We start from the raw sequence: 17,504 nt of genomic DNA on the forward strand, positions 1-17,504 counted from the left end.
CAAATCAGGCGCCTCGGTGTATCAGCCAGATCGCATTCAACCGGTTTGGGGTCGCTGCGCAACCCAGCGGGAGCAAGCTCCCTCGCCACAGGGTTGGTGTTCATCCGATTTAATTTGGGTGATCCATACAAGCGCCACTGGGCGGGGGCTGGTCGGCGGAATCTTCCGGTTCGAGGGCTTTCAACCAGCGGTTCTCCGAACGGCTCAGATGCTGGCGCATCGAGGTCTGGGCGCCGAGCACATCCTTGTTGGCTACGGCGTGCAGGATTGCCTCATGCTCGACGACCGCCGCTTCCCACGTCAGGGCATTCTCCGAGTGTTTGCTCAGGTGAGCCGAAATCGGGTTGTGTCTTTCATCAAAGAGGGCGGTGATGATCCGGACCAGGGCGGAGTTACCGCTCATCTTGGCCAGGCGCTGATGGAATAGACGGTCGTCCTCCAGCGGAGGCAGGCCGTTGGCAATGCTCGCGCGCATGGCATCGATGCAGTCCTGCAGATAGCGGTAGTCGCTTTTCTTGCCGTGCAAACACGCCAGGATCACCGACTCACCTTCGATCAAGGCGCGCGCCTGCATCAGTTCCGAAGGGCTCTCGCCCAAGGTCATGCTCGGGTTTTTTCCGTCCTTGGGCTTGGCTCGCACGTACACGCCGGAGCCCATCTTGATCTCGATGTCGCCGTCTATTTCCAAGGCAATCAGCGCCTCGCGCAACGACGGCCTGGAAACCCCCAACAGTTGGGTCAGATCACGCTCGGGGGGAAGCCTGGAGCCTGCTTTGAAATCCCCCTGGGCGATGTAGTTGCGCAATTGATCGGCGATTTTCTGGTACGGCTTTCGCTCGGCGGCGTTGATCGGTGAGACCATGAGTTGGCGTCCATCGGAGAGTCGGCAAAGGCTACCATAGGCGCTTGATGGTGTTCATTTATGTGGGAAAGGGATGAATGACTCCCTCAATCACATTACCGCGCCGATCTGCCAAGGCAGGAACTCGTTATCGCCCAAGCCGTTTTCCTCGCTGCAGGTGCGGTGTCCGGACGCGGTCTCCAGCATCAGCCGGAACAACCGCTCACCCGCTTGCGCCACTGACTCCAGGCCATCGACAATGCCGCCGGCGTTGAAGTCCATATCCAGTTCCATGCGCTGGAACAGGCCGGTGTTGGTGGCGATCTTCAAGGATGGCGTGGGTTTGCACCCGTAGGTCGAGCCGCGACCCGTGGTGAAGCAGATGAGATTCGCGCCTCCCGCCACCTGGCCGGTAGCGGACACCGGGTCGTAGCCGGGCGTGTCCATGAACACAAGGCCTCGGATATCGACCGTTTCAGCGTATTGGTAAACACCCATCAGCCCGGTCGCACCGGCTTTCGCCACGGCGCCCAGGGATTTTTCCAGAATGGTGGTGATGCCCCCGGCCTTGTTGCCCGGCGAAGGGTTGTTGTTCATGTCGCCATCGTTGTGGTGCACGTAGGCTTCCCACCAATGGATCCGCGCCATCAGTTTGTCCGCGATTTCAGCAGACGCGGCGCGGGCTGTCAGCAAGTGTTCGGCGCCATAGATCTCCGGGGTTTCCGAGAGAATCGCGGTGCCGCCATGCTGCACCAGCAAGTCCACGGCGGCGCCGAGTGCCGGATTGGCCGTAATGCCTGAGTAACCATCTGAGCCGCCGCATTGCAAACCGACGCATAAGTGGCGCGCGGCAACGGTCGTCCGTTGGCATTGGTTGATGATGGGCAGCATCGCTTCAATATGGGCGATGCCACGTCGCACGGCGTCGCGAGTACCGCCTTCGTCCTGGATGATCAGGCTGGCCTTGAGCGTTGCAGGGCGCTCCCCCAGTTCATTCATCAACGGCGTGAGTTGGTTGACCTCGCACCCCAGGCCGATCAACAGCACACCGGCGAAATTGGCGTGATCGGCGTAGCCGCGCAGGGTTCGCTTGAGAAGGTCGATGCCTTCTCCCTGGGCACCCATGCCACAGCCGCTGCCATGGGTGATCGCAACGACGCCGTCGACGTTGGGGAAGTCTTTCAAACGCTCGGATGAGAAGGCGTTGGCGATGTGCTTGCAGACGGTTGCCGAGCAGTTGACGCTGGAAATGACCCCGATGTAATTGCGTGTGCCGACGCGTCCATCCTCGCGGACGTAACCTTCGAAGGTCGCGGGGGCATTGCTCAACGAGGTGGGGACATAAACGTTCCGTACCCTGTGTTCGGCAGTGGTGGCGGGCATGTCCAGGTTGTGCACGTGGACGTGATCGCCGGGCTCGATGACCTGGGTCGCCTGGCCGATGGTTTGCCCATACTTGAGCACCCGCTGGCCGGCCAGCACCCTGCGCAGGGCAAGCTTGTGGCCGGACGGAACCGCCTGCCGCGCGATCAGGATAAGGCCGTCGGCGTTCACCGGCTGACCTTCGGCGATATCGCCTCGGGCCACTGCGACATCATCACCAGGGGTCAAAACAAGCAAAGAAGAAGGCGGGTTCATGGGGCTTTCTCCGATTCCTAGCACTCGATGATTGCTTTGACGACACCTTGCTTGGGGTCGAGCAAGGTGGCGAACGATTGGGGCACATCGTCCAGCGTCAATCGGTGGGTGTTCAGGGCCGCATCTGGAATCAAACCGTCGCGCAGGCATTGCTCGACGTGCCGGAAGTCTTCCTGGGTGGCGTTGCGGCTGCCCATCAGCGTGGCTTCACGTTTGTGGAATTCAGGGTCGGAGAAGGTGATGGAGTCTCGAACCACCGAGATCATCACATAGGTGCCGCCGTGGGCGATGAACTCAAATCCGCGCTCCATGGCCCGTGCGTTGCCGGTGGCATCGAACACCACGTCGAAAAAATCCCCCCCGGTCAGTTCAGCCAGGGTCTGCTTGTCGCCTTCGCCGATGTGCACGGCGGCGTGGATATCCAAGTGTTGCTTACAGAACGCCAGGCGATCCTCACGGGTATCCAGGACGGTGACCTGCGCACCGCGCAGGCTGGCGAAGATTGCCGCCGCCATACCGATTGGACCAGTGCCGACCACCAGCGCACGTTTATCCGCCTGAACGTTTGAGCGCCGCACGGCGTGAGCGCCGATGGACAGGAACTCGATCATGGCCGCCTGATCCAGGGAAACACCCACCGCCTTGTGCACGAATTCGTGGGGAACGCTCAGGTACTCAGTGAACGCCCCATCGCAATGAACCCCTAGCACTTGAATGCGGGTGCAGCAGTTGGTCTTGCCCTGGCGGCAAGCGATACAGGTCCCGCAGGACAGGTACGGCATCACATAAACGACGTCACCCACCGCCAGGTCGCTGGCGACGTCAGTGCCTTCCACGACCCCGGAGAACTCGTGGCCCATGACCCGTGGGTATTCGAGGTACGGTTGATTGCCGGTGAAAATGTGCAAGTCGGTGCCACAGACCCCAACGCGCTTGACGCGGACGAGGATCTCGCCCGGTTTCTTGAGCGGTTTTTCACGTTCGATGGCGGTGAGCGAGCCGGGTTCGTTACAGATGACCGTCAGCATGTCGATGCTCCTTGGCTGGCGTGCAGACAATGGGAGCCTGCAGGCGGGAGGAGGGTTGTGAGCGCGCGGCTGCCGGGACCGAGGCTCTCTTTTTTGTTGTAGGCGAGCGGTGATCTGCACCGAAGACCTTGGTCCGAAACTACAGGTCGAAAAAAATATTGGCAAGACCAATTTATAAAAAAACCAATTGGACTGACCAATATGCGATTTAAGCGTCGCCCGGCGCTGCATCATTTACTGAACCCAGCCCCGTCCTGTCATGTCCCTCGTTTGTCAGAAACGAAAACAGGACGGACCCTCTGATGCGACCTATCAACCTCACCAGCCTCTCCTTTGCCGCGCTGCTGTGCGTGGCCTGTTCAAGCCAACCGCCTGCAACCTGGAGCTATGCAGATGCTCAAGGACGGGCCAATCTCCCACCCGACCAGACCTACCCGGAGCTCTTTGAAGCGGTGCAGCGGGAGCAGGTGTTCACCGACCAGAAGCATTTCGTGGACGCATTGCCCAACCGGGATCCGGCGCAGATCCGTGCCGATTACCTGGCCCAACGTGACCGCGAGGGCTTCGATATCAAGGCCTTCGTGAAGGACAACTTCATCGAGTCCGGCGAAGCCGAAAGCCCGGCGCCCAAGCCGGGTGCTCCGATCAGGGAACACATCGACAGCCTCTGGCCGGTGCTGAGCCGATCCTATAGCCAGGTGCCGGCCTACAGCAGCTTGTTGCCGTTGCCGCAGCCCTATGTGGTGCCCGGCGGACGCTTTCGCGAGATGTACTACTGGGATTCGTATTTCACCATGCTGGGGCTTGAGCAAAGCGGCGATAGGGACCAGGTCCGCCAGATGACCGATAACTTCGCCTACATGATCGACACCTACGGCCACATTCCCAACGGCAATCGCACCTACTACCTGAGCCGGTCGCAGCCGCCGTTCTTTGCCTACATGGTGGAATTGCAGGCGCATATCGAAGGCGACCAGGCCTATGGGCGCTACTTGCCGCAATTGCAGAAGGAATATGCCTATTGGATGGAGGGTGCCCAGGCACTCGAGCCCGGTGCGGCCGCCCGGCACGTGGTCAAACTCGCCGACGGCAGTGTGCTCAATCGCTATTGGGACGCCAGCCCGACGCCTCGGCAGGAGTCCTGGCTGCAAGACATAAGCACCGCCGAGCAGGCACCGCAGCGACCCAAGGAAGAGGTCTGGCGTGACCTGCGCGCCGGTGCCGAAAGCGGCTGGGACTTCAGCTCTCGCTGGCTGGACGACCGCCAGAACCTGGCGAGCATTCGCACCACGGCCATCGTGCCCGTGGACCTCAATAGCCTGATCTATCATCTGGAACAGACCATCGCCAAAGCCTGCGAGACGGTGCAGAACGCCCCCTGCGTCCAGGCTTACGGCCGGCGCGCCGAACAGCGTCAGCGGGCGATCGAGCAGCACTTGTGGAATGCTGACAAAGGCTACTACGTGGACTACGACTGGCAACGCAACCAGCAACGCCAGCCACTCACGGCCGCTGCGCTTTTCCCGCTGTACACGGGCCTGGCCTCCGCAGAGCATGCCAATCGCACGGCCGATGCGGTACGCAATGGTCTGTTGCGCCCCGGGGGCATCGCCACCACCCAGGTCAGCAATGGCCAGCAATGGGACGAGCCCAATGGCTGGGCACCGCTGCAATGGGTCGCGGTGGAAGGGTTGGACCGCTACCGGCATACCGCGCTGGCGCAACAGATCGGCAGTCGCTTCCTGCAGCAGGTGGAGAACCTCTATGGCAAGGAAAACAAGCTGGTGGAGAAATATGACCTGTCTGGACGCGGCGACGGCGGCGGAGGTGGCGAATATGAACTGCAGGACGGCTTCGGCTGGACCAACGGGGTGACGCTCAAGCTGCTGGGCAAATATGGCGCGACTTCCCCAAACCTAGTAGGCAAGTGAATGCCACGCAGACTCCTGTGGGAGGCACAAATCTCACCTTCACCCGAATCGAGACGCACTTGTGGCGAGGGAGCTTGCTCCCGCTCGGCTGCGCAGCAGTCGCAGAAACGGTGTCCGCGGAGTGCCTGGCGAAACGGTGTGGCTGATTTGGGGTTGCTTCGCAACCCAGCGGGAGCAAGCTCCCTCGCCACAGGGGGCGGTGTTGGATGGACTTGGTTTGATCGGACACTGAGCCGTTGTAGGCTCGCTACTCATGCACCGTCACCCGATTGCGCCCGGTCTTCTTCGATGCATACAGTGCCTGGTCGGCCCTGGCGATCAGCTCGGCATGGTCGTTCGCGGGCTGGCTCAGGTCGGCCACGCCCAGGCTGACAGTGAAGCGGATAGTCTGGTCGTTGAACTCCACTTCCAGCGCTTCGACAGCCATGCGCAGACGCTCGGAGAAAATCTGTGCGCCGGCCTTGTCGGTGTCTGAGAGCACCACGCCAAACTCTTCACCGCCATAACGCCCAGCCACATCGGACTCACGCACATGCTCGCGCAGCAGCCTGGCGACGTGCTCGATGACTTTGTCGCCAGCCTGGTGGCCATAGGTGTCGTTGACCCGCTTGAAGTGGTCGATGTCGAGCATCACCAGGCTCAAGGCATTGCCATAGCGCTGGTGCCGGGCGTAGGCGGCTTTCAGGCTGCCTTCCCAATGGCCGCGGTTGTACAGCCCCGTCAATCGATCGGTGCTGGAGAGTTGTTGCAACTGCGCGTTGGCGGCCTGGAGTTGATGCCGGTTGGTGGCGACGTCGGTGACGTCATAGATCACCAGGCAGATGTGCTTGATCGTATTGTCCGGTGAGCGCAGCGGCAGCAGGGTGGTGTTCTGGTACATGAACGCTTCCTGGCCGGTGATCGGTTGGTAGCTTTTGAACCGCATCAGGTAGGGGCGCTGTTCCCAGACTGTGAACGCCGGCGTGCCCAGGGTCGCGACGCTTTCCACCTTGCGGCTGAACCAGGGCCGATCGATTTCGGGAAACAGGCTGAAGAAATGCTGGTTGTGCGCGTCCTTGGGCTGCACCCCGGAGCGGTTCTCCATGAAGGTGTTCCAGACTTGCACGCGGTACTCACGGTCGAGCACGACGACCCCGACGTCGATGCTCTGAACGATGGCCAGCAACCAGTGAAATTCGTTCAGATCGATGGATTCGCTCATGGCTCAGTTCATCAGGTAGGCGAGTTTGTGGGTCAACCGTTCGATGGAGTCCTCGGTGAACAACAGCAACAGGTCGAAACGAATATCGTGCCCTTCCAGGCTGTAGCTGATTTCCACCGCCAAGGTCTTTTTCCAGTGCTTGCTGTTGGCCCGGATCAGCTCCTCGATGGCCGCGTGCTGGCCGAGAATCTGCGGGTGACCCTGGGAAAACACCACGTCGATCTGCTCGGCGATGCTGCTCAGGCAAGCGCCGATCAAGACGCTGGAAAGGTCCAGCAGCATTTCCAGGTCCGAATACTCGGCGCTCTGGCGTTGCATCAAGTGCGCAATGTCGGCGATCTCCGAGTCGTGGAAGATCAGCAGGGCTTCGCCAGCGATGCCGCTGCCGATAAAGCCTTGGCAGATGGCCGTGAGCTGCTGGGAACTGCCGACATCGTTCAACGCCATGTGCAATTCCCCGACCTCGAGGAGGTTCACGTTCGGCACCGGCAACTGCACAAAGACCCCCAATACCTTGGCGATCAGCGCCGCCGCCCGGCCGATGGCGACGTTGACCGTCTCACGGAACGCATCGTGAAAACCGATGGCCGTGTTCGTCGCCAAACGAGTCGGCACGGGCGCCTGGCCGGGTTGGGCCAGCAGTCCCAGCCCGGCAAGCGTCTGGCGCAGGTCGTTTTCATCGAAGGGTTTTTTCAGGAACGCCAGCGCACCCAGCTCATGCACGCGACGTACCGCTTCATCCTGTACGTCACCGGAGATCACGATGACCTGCGCCTTCAATCCTTCGGCGCGCAAGGCGCTCAACACCTGGTAGCCATCCATCTCCGGCATGGTCAGGTCGAGCAGCACCACCTGGCCGAGGCCCTGGCGTATGGCGTCCATGGCCTGGCGCCCGTTGACCGCTTCGGTGACCGCAACCGGCCAGTCTTTCGGCAGCGCGCGCAACACCTGCTTGCGCGCCATGTTGGAGTCGTCACACACCACCAGGGGGATCAACGACACAAGGACATCCATCGAATTTCAATGGCAGGAGAGGAGGTGCTGCGTACGTCATTCATAGGCTTGCAAAGACCCTTTGGATTAACGAATCGGGTTTATCAAGCGTGGTGTCCAGCACGAGACACCGCCAGACACGGTTGTATTGAAACTGGACCAATAAGTCAGGGACGTCAACTGCACTTCGTCATCGAAGCCTGCGCAAAGCCACGGTCGGCCTGCGATTGGGTCTGGCAGGCGCGGTTTGTGGTCTATAGTTTTCAGCAGGCGGTCGGTGACCCGCAGACCGTCAGTGGGAACAATGCAGGGAGCACACCATGGCGATCCAACGGGCGAGTGTAATGACGTCGGCCCCAGGTATCGTCCATCGAGAAAGCGCCCAGGCCGATGTGACGAACAATCTGTTTCGGCGCGGCTTCGACCTGGCCAGGGAAGCCTACGTTCTGGTCCCGTTGCTGGCCGCTCTGTTGTTGTCGCTCATCTGGTCGGGCACCCTCTACCTGATCAAGGTCGAACAGGCCCGCGCGCAGCAGGCAATCGCTGAGGCGAGCCTGGAAATCGGCGCCACCTACGAAGCGCAGATCCTGCGGGCGATGCGTGAAATCGACCAGACCCTCAAGCTGGTCAAGTACACCTACGAGTCCGAGCGGGAGTCAAATCCGCTGCCCACGCTCGAGGCGCGCGGCTTGCTGCCTTCACCCTACTTGTTCGACGTCAGCGTGGTCGATGCCAGCGGCCGGGTCATCGCCAGTACGCAACCGAGCGAGGCCGGAAGCCGGATGGGCCAGACTGAGCCGAAGCCGCTGGGGGCGGACACTGCGCTGTCGATCAGCCGCCCGTGGAAAAGCCCCGCGACGGGGGAGTGGAAGTTGCGTTTCAGCCGGCGGTTCGACGGCAGCGATGGTGCATTCTCCGGGGTTGCCAGGGTCGACGTCGATGCGGCCTATTTCGTGAGTAGTTATGACACTTCCAAGCTCGGCAATCACGGCTTGCTCGGCTTGTTGGGCATTGATGGGATCTTCCGGGCACGGCGTAGCGGGGAAGAGATATCGGCCGGCGATCAGATCGATTACGCCGCAGTGGTGCCGGACACTGAAAATACTCAAGCCGTACGCGCGATCAATGCCTGGGACGGTGTGCAGCGCTATACCAGCGCCCGCCAGCTCTACGACTTTCCACTGGCGGTGATCGTCGGTTTGTCCGAAGACGAACAACTGGCCGCGGTGAACCAGCAAGCGCGCATCTATCTGTGGCGCGCCGCCGGCGGCAGCCTGGGGCTGGTGTTGCTGGCGGGGCTGCTCGCCCGGATGAGCTGGCAACTGGTGCAAAGCCGCCTGCGCGCTGGTGAAGCGAAAATTGCCTACGCAGAAAGTGTCGAATACCTGGCCTATCACGACGGCCTTACGACGCTGCCCAATCGGAGTCTGTTCAGCAAGCTGTTGAGCCAGAGCATCAGCGAGGCCCGCCGTTATCATCGACAATTGGCGGTGCTGTTCCTTGACCTGGACCGCTTCAAGCAAGTCAACGATACGTTGGGGCACGATGCCGGCGATCAGTTGCTCAAAGAGGTCGCGCAGCGCCTCAAGGCGTGCCTGCGCGCCAGCGATACGGTGGCCCGCATGGGCGGCGATGAATTCGTCATCTTGTTGCCGGAGCTGTCGGAGGACAACGACGTGACGACCACTGCCCAGAAAATCCTCGGTGCCATTGCCCGGCCCTTCAACCTCCAGGGCCAGGAGTTCCGCGTGACCGCCAGCGTCGGTATCAGCGTGTTTCCACAGGATGGCCTGGATGAGCAGACCCTCAAGAAAAACGCCGATATCGCGATGTACCAGGCCAAGCAATGTGGCAAGAACAATTTCCAGTTCTATTGCGCGAAGCTGAACGCGGACTCACTGGAGCGGCTGACGCTGGAGCTGAGCTTGCGCCACGCGCTGGAGCGCAACGAGTTCCAGCTCCACTACCAGGCCAAGCGGGATATTCGCAGCGGCCAGATCACTGGCATGGAAGCGCTCCTGCGCTGGAATCATCCCGACCTGGGACTCGTGGCGCCCATGCAATTCATCCCGGTCGCGGAAGAGACTGGCTTGATCGTGCCGATCGGCAAGTGGGTGCTGGAGACTGCTTGCCGGCAAAACGTCGCCTGGCAACGACAAGGGCTGCCACGCCTGGGCGTCGCCGTGAACCTCACGGCACGGCAGTTTGCCGATGAGAACCTGCTGGCGGACCTCGCCGGGATACTGGCCGAAACCGGTATGGACGCGCGTTTGCTTGAGCTGGAGATCGCCGAGCGCCTGCTCATGCAGGATGTCAAAAGGGCATTGAGCGTGTTGACCGGGCTCAAACACCTGCAGGTCCGCATCGCCATCGATGATTTCGGCATTGGTTACTCTTCGCTCTCTGCGCTTGAACAGTTTCCGCTGGACGTCATCAAGATCGACCGCTCGTGTATCTGCGATACCAGCAGCGTGTCGGAAGACAAAGCCTTGACCGAGGCCATTATCGCCATGGGTAGGACCCTCAGCCTGACCGTGGTGGCCCAAGGCGTGGAGACCAAGGAACAGGCCGATTTCCTGCGGGACAACGCCTGCGACGAATTCCAGGGTTTCTACTTCAACAAACCGGTTCCCGCCGATCAGTTCAAGGCACTGTTGGACGCCCAGGCAGCTGATCCAAGCCTCGATACGTAAGGGTTCATACGCATTGTGGCGAGGGGATAAATCCGCTCGCCACAGATTCATCTGCAGCCTTAAGTGAGTGGGTTACCTACTCATTGCGGATCAAGCAGCAGGGCCCTGACGCTGCCGTCCAGCTCCTGAGCGTCGATATAGCCGATGGTGCCGGGGTTCTCCGCAAGACGCTTCTTGACCTCCGCGCCGCTTGAAACAGCCTGTGGCGGCTGGCCCCTGCCGGTGAAAATGATTTTCGACCAGTGCGCCTTGAGTTGGGCTGCGGACTTGCCGGTGAACGTGGTGTAGAACTCGTCACGGGTCGGTGAATCCTCTCTCAGGTCAATGGGAATCGCCTGCCCACCGCCGGGAAAACGACTGGTCTTGCCCAGGAAAATATCCGCCACCTGATTGCGCGCGAGCGCCTTCACCGGGCTGGACACGGCGACGATCACTACCACGTCGGCCTTGACGGCTGCGCTGGCGGCACACAGGACGAGCCCCGCTACCGCGAATCCGATGAGTCTCACAACCCCCATGGCCTGCTCCATCAGAAGACAAAATCAATAGCCAGGCTGATGACGTTGAACGAGCCCCCCGACGTGAAGCCGGGCTGGGGATTGATCAACGGACCGACCGAGTTGCCTTTGAAGCGTGTGTGGTCGAATTGCACTTTGGCATCCATGTTCTTGGTGAAATCCCAGCGCATACCCAGGGAAAAGGTCTGCTGGCCTTCGTTCGAGCCCAAGACGCTGTTGAGCGCACCGTTGAGCTCGGCAGCCGTGCCCGCCAAGGCGGGTGGCAAGGCCGATAACGTCAGGCCCGGGCTGGAGACTTCGGTTTCGGTCCTGGAGCGCGCGTAGGTGATATAGGGAGTGAACGCTTCGATGCGGTACCCGCCGCTGATGTACCAGGCGCTTGTCCTGCCCAGGCCGGAACGGCTATCGAGACGCCCCCATTCGCCCATGACGAACCAGTCGCCAGGATCATAGCTGGCGCCCACGCCGATGAATTCGACAGGGGTGTCATTGGAGTCGTAGCGATCGGCGAGGGCGATGCCTTCCGGACCGAACTCCCTGAATGTGTCAAAGAGCGAATTGAATTGCTCCAGGGTCAGGTCGGCCTTCATATAGGTGATGCGTGCGGTGAGGACGTCGAACTCGGTGGTGTTGGTGATCCCCCAGAAATTCCGGGTCAGGGCCTTGCCGGCCCCGTCAGGCTGGCGGCTGTCGGTCTGGCCGTAGTGAGCCTGCACGGTGTTGGTGATTTCATCGACACGAAACCTGTAGCTGCCATCGATGCCGTCGCTGTTGGAGATGGGCATCAGGCTGTAGACCTCCATGGGCGCCCGCACCCAGGGCAGGGTATAGCCCACTTTGCGGGTGTCGGAGACCAGAAACGTCGGCAGCACGGTACGGCCAACGCGTACGTTGAAGTCCGGCGTGAACTGATACTTGATGTTGGCCCATTCGACGAAAGGCCGGTAGCTGTTGTCGTAGCGCTGCTCGGAAATGACTTGCACCACGGCCGACAGTTGTGGGGTGAATGTGGCCGTCAGTTGGGCGCCTATCAAGCTGTCGACATCGGCGCTCCAGTTGCGCGAATGCCCTGCGCCGTTGGGCTTGAAGATGCTGGACGTGAAGTCGGCTTTTTTCTCGCTGGAATGAACGATCCCCACCGTGCCGAAACTGCTCAAGGAGAATATCGAAGTGTCGGCCGCGTCAGCACTGGCGCCACCGACATACAGCGTCACGGCGGCCAGGGCCAGTGCTTTGGGCTTCGTCACCATAGGCTCAACGTGTCCTCGCTGCATGGATCGCCATTCGTCCATCCTTGTCATGTGCCGACTGCGCGCTACCACGCACCTAGATTGCCAGCTTGAGCGTAAAGGTCGCCCCCGTTCCCGGGCCGTCGCTGTGGGCCTCCAGCGAACCGCCCATCTCCATGGCCGCCAGGACGCAGCTGTGCAGGCCGAAACCATGGCCGTCCTTGCGCGTGGTAAAGCCGTGGGCAAAGATCCGGGTCAGGTTCTCTGGTGCGATGCCTTCGCCGTTGTCGATGACCTTGATGACCAGGGTGTCGTCTTGGGGAATCTCGCTCTGAAGGAGGATTTGGGGCGCAGGCTCCGACCGGTCACCCATCGCCCTGCTGGCGTTTTTTATCAGGTTGATCAGGATCAGCAGCACCCGGTGCTTGTCCAATCGCAGCAAGGGCGTTTCGGCCAGGTTTCGCACCACGGAGATCCGATGCGCCGCGATGATGCCGGCGTTCATGCGCAGGGCGTCCTCGATCAGTTCCTTGATCTGCACGGTTTCGGCAAGGCTGGATGGGCCAGCATAGGATTGCTGGGCGGCGACGATTTCCTTGATGTGATCGACGCTTTTGCTCAGTTGGCCGAGCTCTTCGGTCATGCTGTGTTGCTCTAGCGCCAGTGCGTCCACCAGTTGGTTCAGGTAGCCGGGCAGCAGCTTGCCTTTCTCGTCGTGGGAGATGAAGTCGCCGAGGTCATCGGCGTGCTCATTCATCATTTGTACCGCCTTGCCGAGCCCCAAGGCCTTGCTTGTGCGCAGCTTGCGGGTGACCAGATCGGCGGAAATATTCACGCTGTTAAGCACGTTGCCCACGTTGTGCAGGACGTTGGTGGCGATTTCCGCCATGCCAGCCTGGCGAGCGGCGGCAGCCAGTTGAGCCTGGGTTTCGGCGGCGCGCAAGCGGCTCTGCGCCAGTTGCCAGCTCATCCGCGCGAGCAGGCCCACCAGCAGCATCAGCACCAGGCTGCCGCCTGCGGCGCGCCAGAGGTAGGTGCGCGCTTGCTGGTTCACCGCGGCCAATTGTTCTTCCTCGGACAACCCGACAATCACCGCTAGCGGAAAATCGTAGAGCTGGCGGGCACTGGTGTAGCGCCGCACCCCGTCCCATCCATTGACCGAGAGCACCGCCTCGGCGTTTTCCGCGTCCGGCACCACCTGCCTGTAGTCGACCGTATCGCCGGCCAGTACCGTCTCCCCGGTGCGCCGCACACGAAAGATGCCGTCGGTGCCAAGCAGTCCGAGAGCACCCTGGTCGCCGAGTTTCGAGGCGTCGTAGCTGCTGACGAAATAGGCGGCATCGACCTCGACCCTGGCGATCCCGGACAGCGTGCCATCGGCGGCGTCGAGTCGTCGGCTGAAACGCAAGCGCCACTCTCCGGTGGCAGGGCTTCTCCAGGGGGGACTGATGGACAGCGAATCGCCGTGTCGCAGGGTTTGCTGTTCATCCGGGTCAGCGATGTTTTCCCGATCGTTGGCCCGCGTGCTCGCCACGAGCCTGCCGTCGGGCTTGACCACATTGACGTCGAACACCAAGGCCGGTGGCAACAAGGCCCGCTCCTGGAGTCGGCGCAGAGGGTTGGGCTCGCCCTCAGTCTCAAAGGTGTATTTGACCAACTTGAGGGTGTGATCGATTTCGTGAATGGCGCGCAACATCTGCGCTTCGTAGGTGGCGCCCATCTCCAGGCTGGCCGTTGCGGCGCTCTGCTGCGCGCGAAGATGTTCAACCTTGATCAGGTAGAGGGTAGCGCTCCAGATCGCCAGCAACAGCAGAACGGCCAGCAACGGGAACAGGATATAGGCTTCCTTGGCCTGGTCGAACAAATGCCGAAGCGGGCTGGCGTCGATATCGCCATCGGCCTCTGCACAATGGGCAGTGCCAGGGACCAACCTCAATGTCTCAGGCCGCTGGATCGGCATGGCTTGCTCCCTGCATTCTAGTCGGCCGAAGGCTGGTGGGCATCCGACACGGTTACGGCTCGAGGGGGTGTTGCTCCTGATAGCCCGAGCGAAAGATCCCGGATCTGTCAGGAACTATAGACCACAAACTCTGCATGCCAATTGGTGCGAAGAGGGATGTTGTGTCGCGCAGGTGTTTGCGCTTTTCAGCGAACTGATTGCGCAGGAAGAGGGGGCGCCTATGGAATTGAACTCTGTGGCTGAATTGACCCGGTGACGAGGGAGCTTGCTCCCGCTGGGCTGCGCAGCAGCCCCAAAGCCAGTCACCGAGGTGTCTCAGGTGGAGGTCTCCGCTTCATTGGGGGCGCTGCGCACCCCAGCGGGAGCAAGCTCCCTCGCCACAGTTTGCGGCCAGGTGTTTGAGCGGTGGGCTTTTGCGGTGTGGCGAACGGATTTCTACAGCAAATAGACACACCGCCGAATCGCTTTTGTGGCGAGGGAGCTTGCTCCCGCTGGGCTGCATAGCAGCCCCAAAGCCAGTCACCGAGGTGTCTCAGGTGGAGGTCTTCGCTTCATTGGGGGTGCTGCGCACCCCAGCGGGAGCAAGCTCCCTCGCCACAGGGATTGCGGCCAGGTGTTTGAGCGGTGGGCTTTGCAGTGTGGCGAACGGATTTCTACAGCAAATAGACACACCGCCGAATCGCTTTTGTGGCGAGGGAGCTTGCTCCCGCTGGGCTGCGCAGCAGCCCCAAAGCCAGTCACCGAGGTGTCTCAGGTGGAGGTCTCCGCTTCATTGGGGGCGCTGCGCACCCCAGCGGGAGCAAGCTCCCTCGCCACAGGATCATCTTTATTTAGTGGGCACAGGATACGGGCTCACACCGCTTGCTTGACCTTGCGATGTACCCACCGCGCCTCGTCCTGCAGTTCCAGGACCTGCCAATGGAAGTGCTCCAGGGAGGCGCTGTGGCCGACGCTGATCAGGATCGTGTCCGGCAGCGTCTGCCTGAGCAGTTGATAGCAGCGCGCTTCGTTTGCCGCATCCAGCGCCGAGCTGCTTTCGTCGAGGAACAGCACCGTGGGCCGGGCCAGCAGGGCCCTGACGAACGCGCAGCGTTGCTGTTCACCGACGCTGAGGGTCTGTGCCCAGTCCCGCTCCTGGTCCAGTTGATCAGCCAGGTGTTGCAGCCCGACTTGCTCCATGACCTGACGCAGCGCTGCATCTTCTTCGCGGCGAGGTGGGTTGGGGTACCAGAGCGCTTCACGCAGGCTGCCCAGCGGCAGGTAGGGTTTTTGCGACAGCGTCAGGGCGCGCTCACGGTCATAGCCGCTTGAGCCGCGAGCGTGATGCCAAAGCCCGGTGATCGTGCGAATCAGCGTCGATTTGCCGTAGCCGGACGGCGCGCTGATCATCAGGCTGTCACCGGGCTTGAGCGACAGGTTGAAGCCTTTGAACAACGTCCGACCGTTGGGCAGCCAGATATCCAGGTCCTTGATATCAAGGCCGCTGGCCTGCTGTTCGTGCCTGACCTGGGACTTGACCTCGACGGTGTCCAGGCGCTCCTGGAAACCGACCAGGCGGTCGATCACCGATTTCCATTCCGACAGTTCCGGAAAGACTTCCACAAGATAAGCGATGGCGGCGTGCACTTCACCGAAGGCGGCGCTGATCTGCGTCAGGCGACCCAGGGGAAATGCCCCCGCGAAGAACTGCGGGGCCATGATGAACATGGGGATGACCGTGGCGCTGCGCAGATAGAGGGTGGAGTAGCCCATGATCAGTTTCTGCTTTTTCACCAGGGCCCAGAAGTTTTCCAGCGCCGCCTCCAGGCGGAGGTTGAAACGTTGGTTTTCCACGGCTTCGCCGCGATACTGGGCGACTGAGTCGGCGTTTTCCCGCAGGCGGATGAGTGAGAAACGAAAATCCGCTTCGCGCCGCTGTTGCATGAAGTTGAGACCCGGCAACGCGCGCCCCAGCCAGAATGCGACGCCGGTGCCTACGATCGCATACACCAGGGCCACCCACACCAGCAGCCCGGGGATGACGAAGGACTCGCCGTTGAAGGGCACGCTGACCAGACTTGAGGCCTGCCAGAGGATGTGCAGGAACGAAAACAGCGACACCACCGAGGTCAACAGCCCCAGGCTCAACTTGAGGGATTTGATGATGAAAAGGTCAATGTCCTCGGCGATCCGTTGATCCGGGTTGTCGACGTCGGTCTCGGTCAGTTTCAGCTTATGGTAGCGCTGGCTGTCCAGCCACTGATCGAGCATGTTGCGCGTCGCCCAGCGACGCCAGCGCAGCGTCAGCTTCTGTTGGAAGTGAAACGCGCCGACGGTGAACGCGGCCGTGCCGATCTGCAGCAGGATGAACTGCAGGCTGCCGATCAGAAAACCGTGGTAGTCCAAGGCCTGCAGGGCGTTATAGAAATGCAGGTTCCAGAAATTCGTCAGGATGTTGACACCGACCATGCACAGCGTCATCAGCACGGTGGCGAACAACAGCAACAGGGCCGGGTACTTTTCCTCGGATGCCCAGAAAGGCCGCGCGAGACGCCAGAAATTGCGAAGTGTATGCATGGGGTCTTGGTGAGCCTGGTCGCTGACGACGTTGAGTTTGCAGGGGCGGGAGGATAGGATCAGCCAATGCTAATCGTTTGCATTAATTAGGGAAAGCCACGGGAGCCCCGTTATCGAATTTCCAGAATGGCTTAACCAGGCCTGGCCGCCGATACAGCGGGTCATTCGGCATGAATCGGCTGATCAACCGTTTGTTGGGTTAAGTCATGTTGCCGACCCTGCCGTACTCAAACCTTTGCTGTCCCGGTTTGCCCTGCAATATCCGGGCGTCAATCGTGCGGCCGTGGTTTCACAATGGTCAATGAACTACATGAGCATTGCCTTGCCGGCCGCCCTGGCATGTGTGCTCACGCGTCAGGGCACGATCGACTTCTGGGGCGAGAAGGCAGTGTTGTTCCACGCTGAGGGCGAACCCCTGGCCTTGGGCTTGAATGCCCCGTTGATGCCGCTGTCATCCGCGGGGCGTGCCGCCTACTGGAGTCGGCTGGTTCATGAGCACCTGGCGCCGCTGTTCGTGACGCTGGCCGCCGCCGGGGGCCTGGCACCGAAGATACTGTGGGCCAACATGGTCGCGATCTGGGACGGTGCCTTTTCCAGGATGGACCCCGACCTGTCGAGAGAGGGGTTCGCCGAGGCACACCAGTGGCTGGAGCAGGTCACGGTGAACGACGGTCGCCTGAGGCTGCGAGGCCTGCAGCGCATGGTGGAATCCCCCGCGCCGCTGATTTGCCCCCGTCTGCCATTGCGAAAGCATTGCTGCCTGCATTATCAGTTGCACGAACCCGTGGAAGGGCAGGTGCCGGTGCTCTGTGAGTCCTGTCCCAAGTTGCATCGCCTGCCTGTGGACGTGCAGGTCGGTTACCTGCACTCCATCTATCAGGATGACTAGCCTGGGGCGATCACCCATTCCGATCCA

General features: G+C 61.1%; 12 protein-coding genes. 3 read left to right on the forward strand and 9 right to left on the reverse strand.

The features are described from left to right. Nucleotides 1–109: 109 nt before the first annotated feature. The 3 genes from AD659_RS13765 to AD659_RS13775 all read right to left on the reverse strand — a co-directional run bounded on the left by AD659_RS13765 (nt 110) and on the right by AD659_RS13775 (nt 3,507). Nucleotides 110–862 (reverse strand): FadR/GntR family transcriptional regulator, encoded by a 753-nt coding sequence (locus AD659_RS13765; RefSeq protein ID WP_053122061.1) that lies wholly within the window; start codon nt 860–862, stop codon nt 110–112. Between the two features lie 90 nt (nt 863–952). Further along, complete coding sequence (locus AD659_RS13770; protein ID WP_053122063.1) at nt 953–2,479, reverse strand: UxaA family hydrolase; 1,527 nt, start codon at nt 2,477–2,479, stop codon at nt 953–955. 17 nt (nt 2,480–2,496) lie between these two features. Then, nucleotides 2,497–3,507: a zinc-binding alcohol dehydrogenase family protein gene (locus tag AD659_RS13775; RefSeq protein ID WP_053122065.1), complete on the reverse strand. Its 1,011-nt coding sequence runs from the start codon at nt 3,505–3,507 to the stop codon at nt 2,497–2,499. Nucleotides 3,508–3,809: 302 nt separating this feature from the next. Here AD659_RS13775 and treA point away from each other — a divergent pair, with 302 nt between their 5' ends. Then, nucleotides 3,810–5,438 carry an alpha,alpha-trehalase TreA gene (treA, locus tag AD659_RS13780; protein ID WP_053122067.1) on the forward strand — a complete coding sequence of 543 codons (1,629 nt, stop codon included), beginning with the start codon at nt 3,810–3,812 and terminating at the stop codon, nt 5,436–5,438. A gap of 247 nt (nt 5,439–5,685) precedes the next feature. Here treA and AD659_RS13785 read toward each other — a convergent pair whose 3' ends face one another. Beyond that, nucleotides 5,686–6,639, reverse strand: a complete 954-nt coding sequence (locus AD659_RS13785) for a GGDEF domain-containing protein (protein WP_053122068.1) — start codon at nt 6,637–6,639, stop codon at nt 5,686–5,688. Between the two features lie 3 nt (nt 6,640–6,642). Next, nucleotides 6,643–7,653 carry a response regulator gene (locus AD659_RS13790; protein ID WP_053122070.1) on the reverse strand — a complete coding sequence of 337 codons (1,011 nt, stop codon included), beginning with the start codon at nt 7,651–7,653 and terminating at the stop codon, nt 6,643–6,645. A gap of 323 nt (nt 7,654–7,976) precedes the next feature. Here AD659_RS13790 and AD659_RS13795 point away from each other — a divergent pair, with 323 nt between their 5' ends. Continuing rightward, nucleotides 7,977–10,325 (forward strand): bifunctional diguanylate cyclase/phosphodiesterase, encoded by a 2,349-nt coding sequence (locus tag AD659_RS13795; protein ID WP_197676976.1) that lies wholly within the window; start codon nt 7,977–7,979, stop codon nt 10,323–10,325. Nucleotides 10,326–10,405: 80 nt separating this feature from the next. On the opposite strand, the gene AD659_RS13800 is transcribed toward AD659_RS13795, so the two are convergent. From AD659_RS13800 to AD659_RS13815, 4 genes are all read right to left on the reverse strand, one after another. Continuing rightward, nucleotides 10,406–10,843, reverse strand: coding sequence for a type 2 periplasmic-binding domain-containing protein (locus AD659_RS13800; RefSeq protein ID WP_053122511.1), 438 nt, complete (start codon nt 10,841–10,843; stop codon nt 10,406–10,408). An 11-nt stretch (nt 10,844–10,854) separates the two neighbouring features. Beyond that, complete coding sequence (locus tag AD659_RS13805; protein ID WP_053122074.1) at nt 10,855–12,093, reverse strand: porin; 1,239 nt, start codon at nt 12,091–12,093, stop codon at nt 10,855–10,857. Between the two features lie 76 nt (nt 12,094–12,169). Continuing rightward, nucleotides 12,170–14,032, reverse strand: coding sequence for an ATP-binding protein (locus tag AD659_RS13810; RefSeq protein ID WP_053122076.1), 1,863 nt, complete (start codon nt 14,030–14,032; stop codon nt 12,170–12,172). A gap of 852 nt (nt 14,033–14,884) precedes the next feature. Beyond that, nucleotides 14,885–16,588 carry an ABC transporter ATP-binding protein/permease gene (locus AD659_RS13815; RefSeq protein ID WP_053122079.1) on the reverse strand — a complete coding sequence of 568 codons (1,704 nt, stop codon included), beginning with the start codon at nt 16,586–16,588 and terminating at the stop codon, nt 14,885–14,887. 235 nt (nt 16,589–16,823) lie between these two features. On the opposite strand from AD659_RS13815, the gene fhuF reads away from it, so the two are divergent. Further along, complete coding sequence (fhuF, locus tag AD659_RS13820) at nt 16,824–17,477, forward strand: siderophore-iron reductase FhuF (RefSeq protein WP_053122082.1); 654 nt, start codon at nt 16,824–16,826, stop codon at nt 17,475–17,477. Nucleotides 17,478–17,504 lie beyond the last annotated feature (27 nt).

It is taken from the genome of Pseudomonas thivervalensis, assembly GCF_001269655.1.
GTDB classification, from domain to species: Bacteria; Pseudomonadota; Gammaproteobacteria; order Pseudomonadales; family Pseudomonadaceae; genus Aquipseudomonas; species Aquipseudomonas thivervalensis.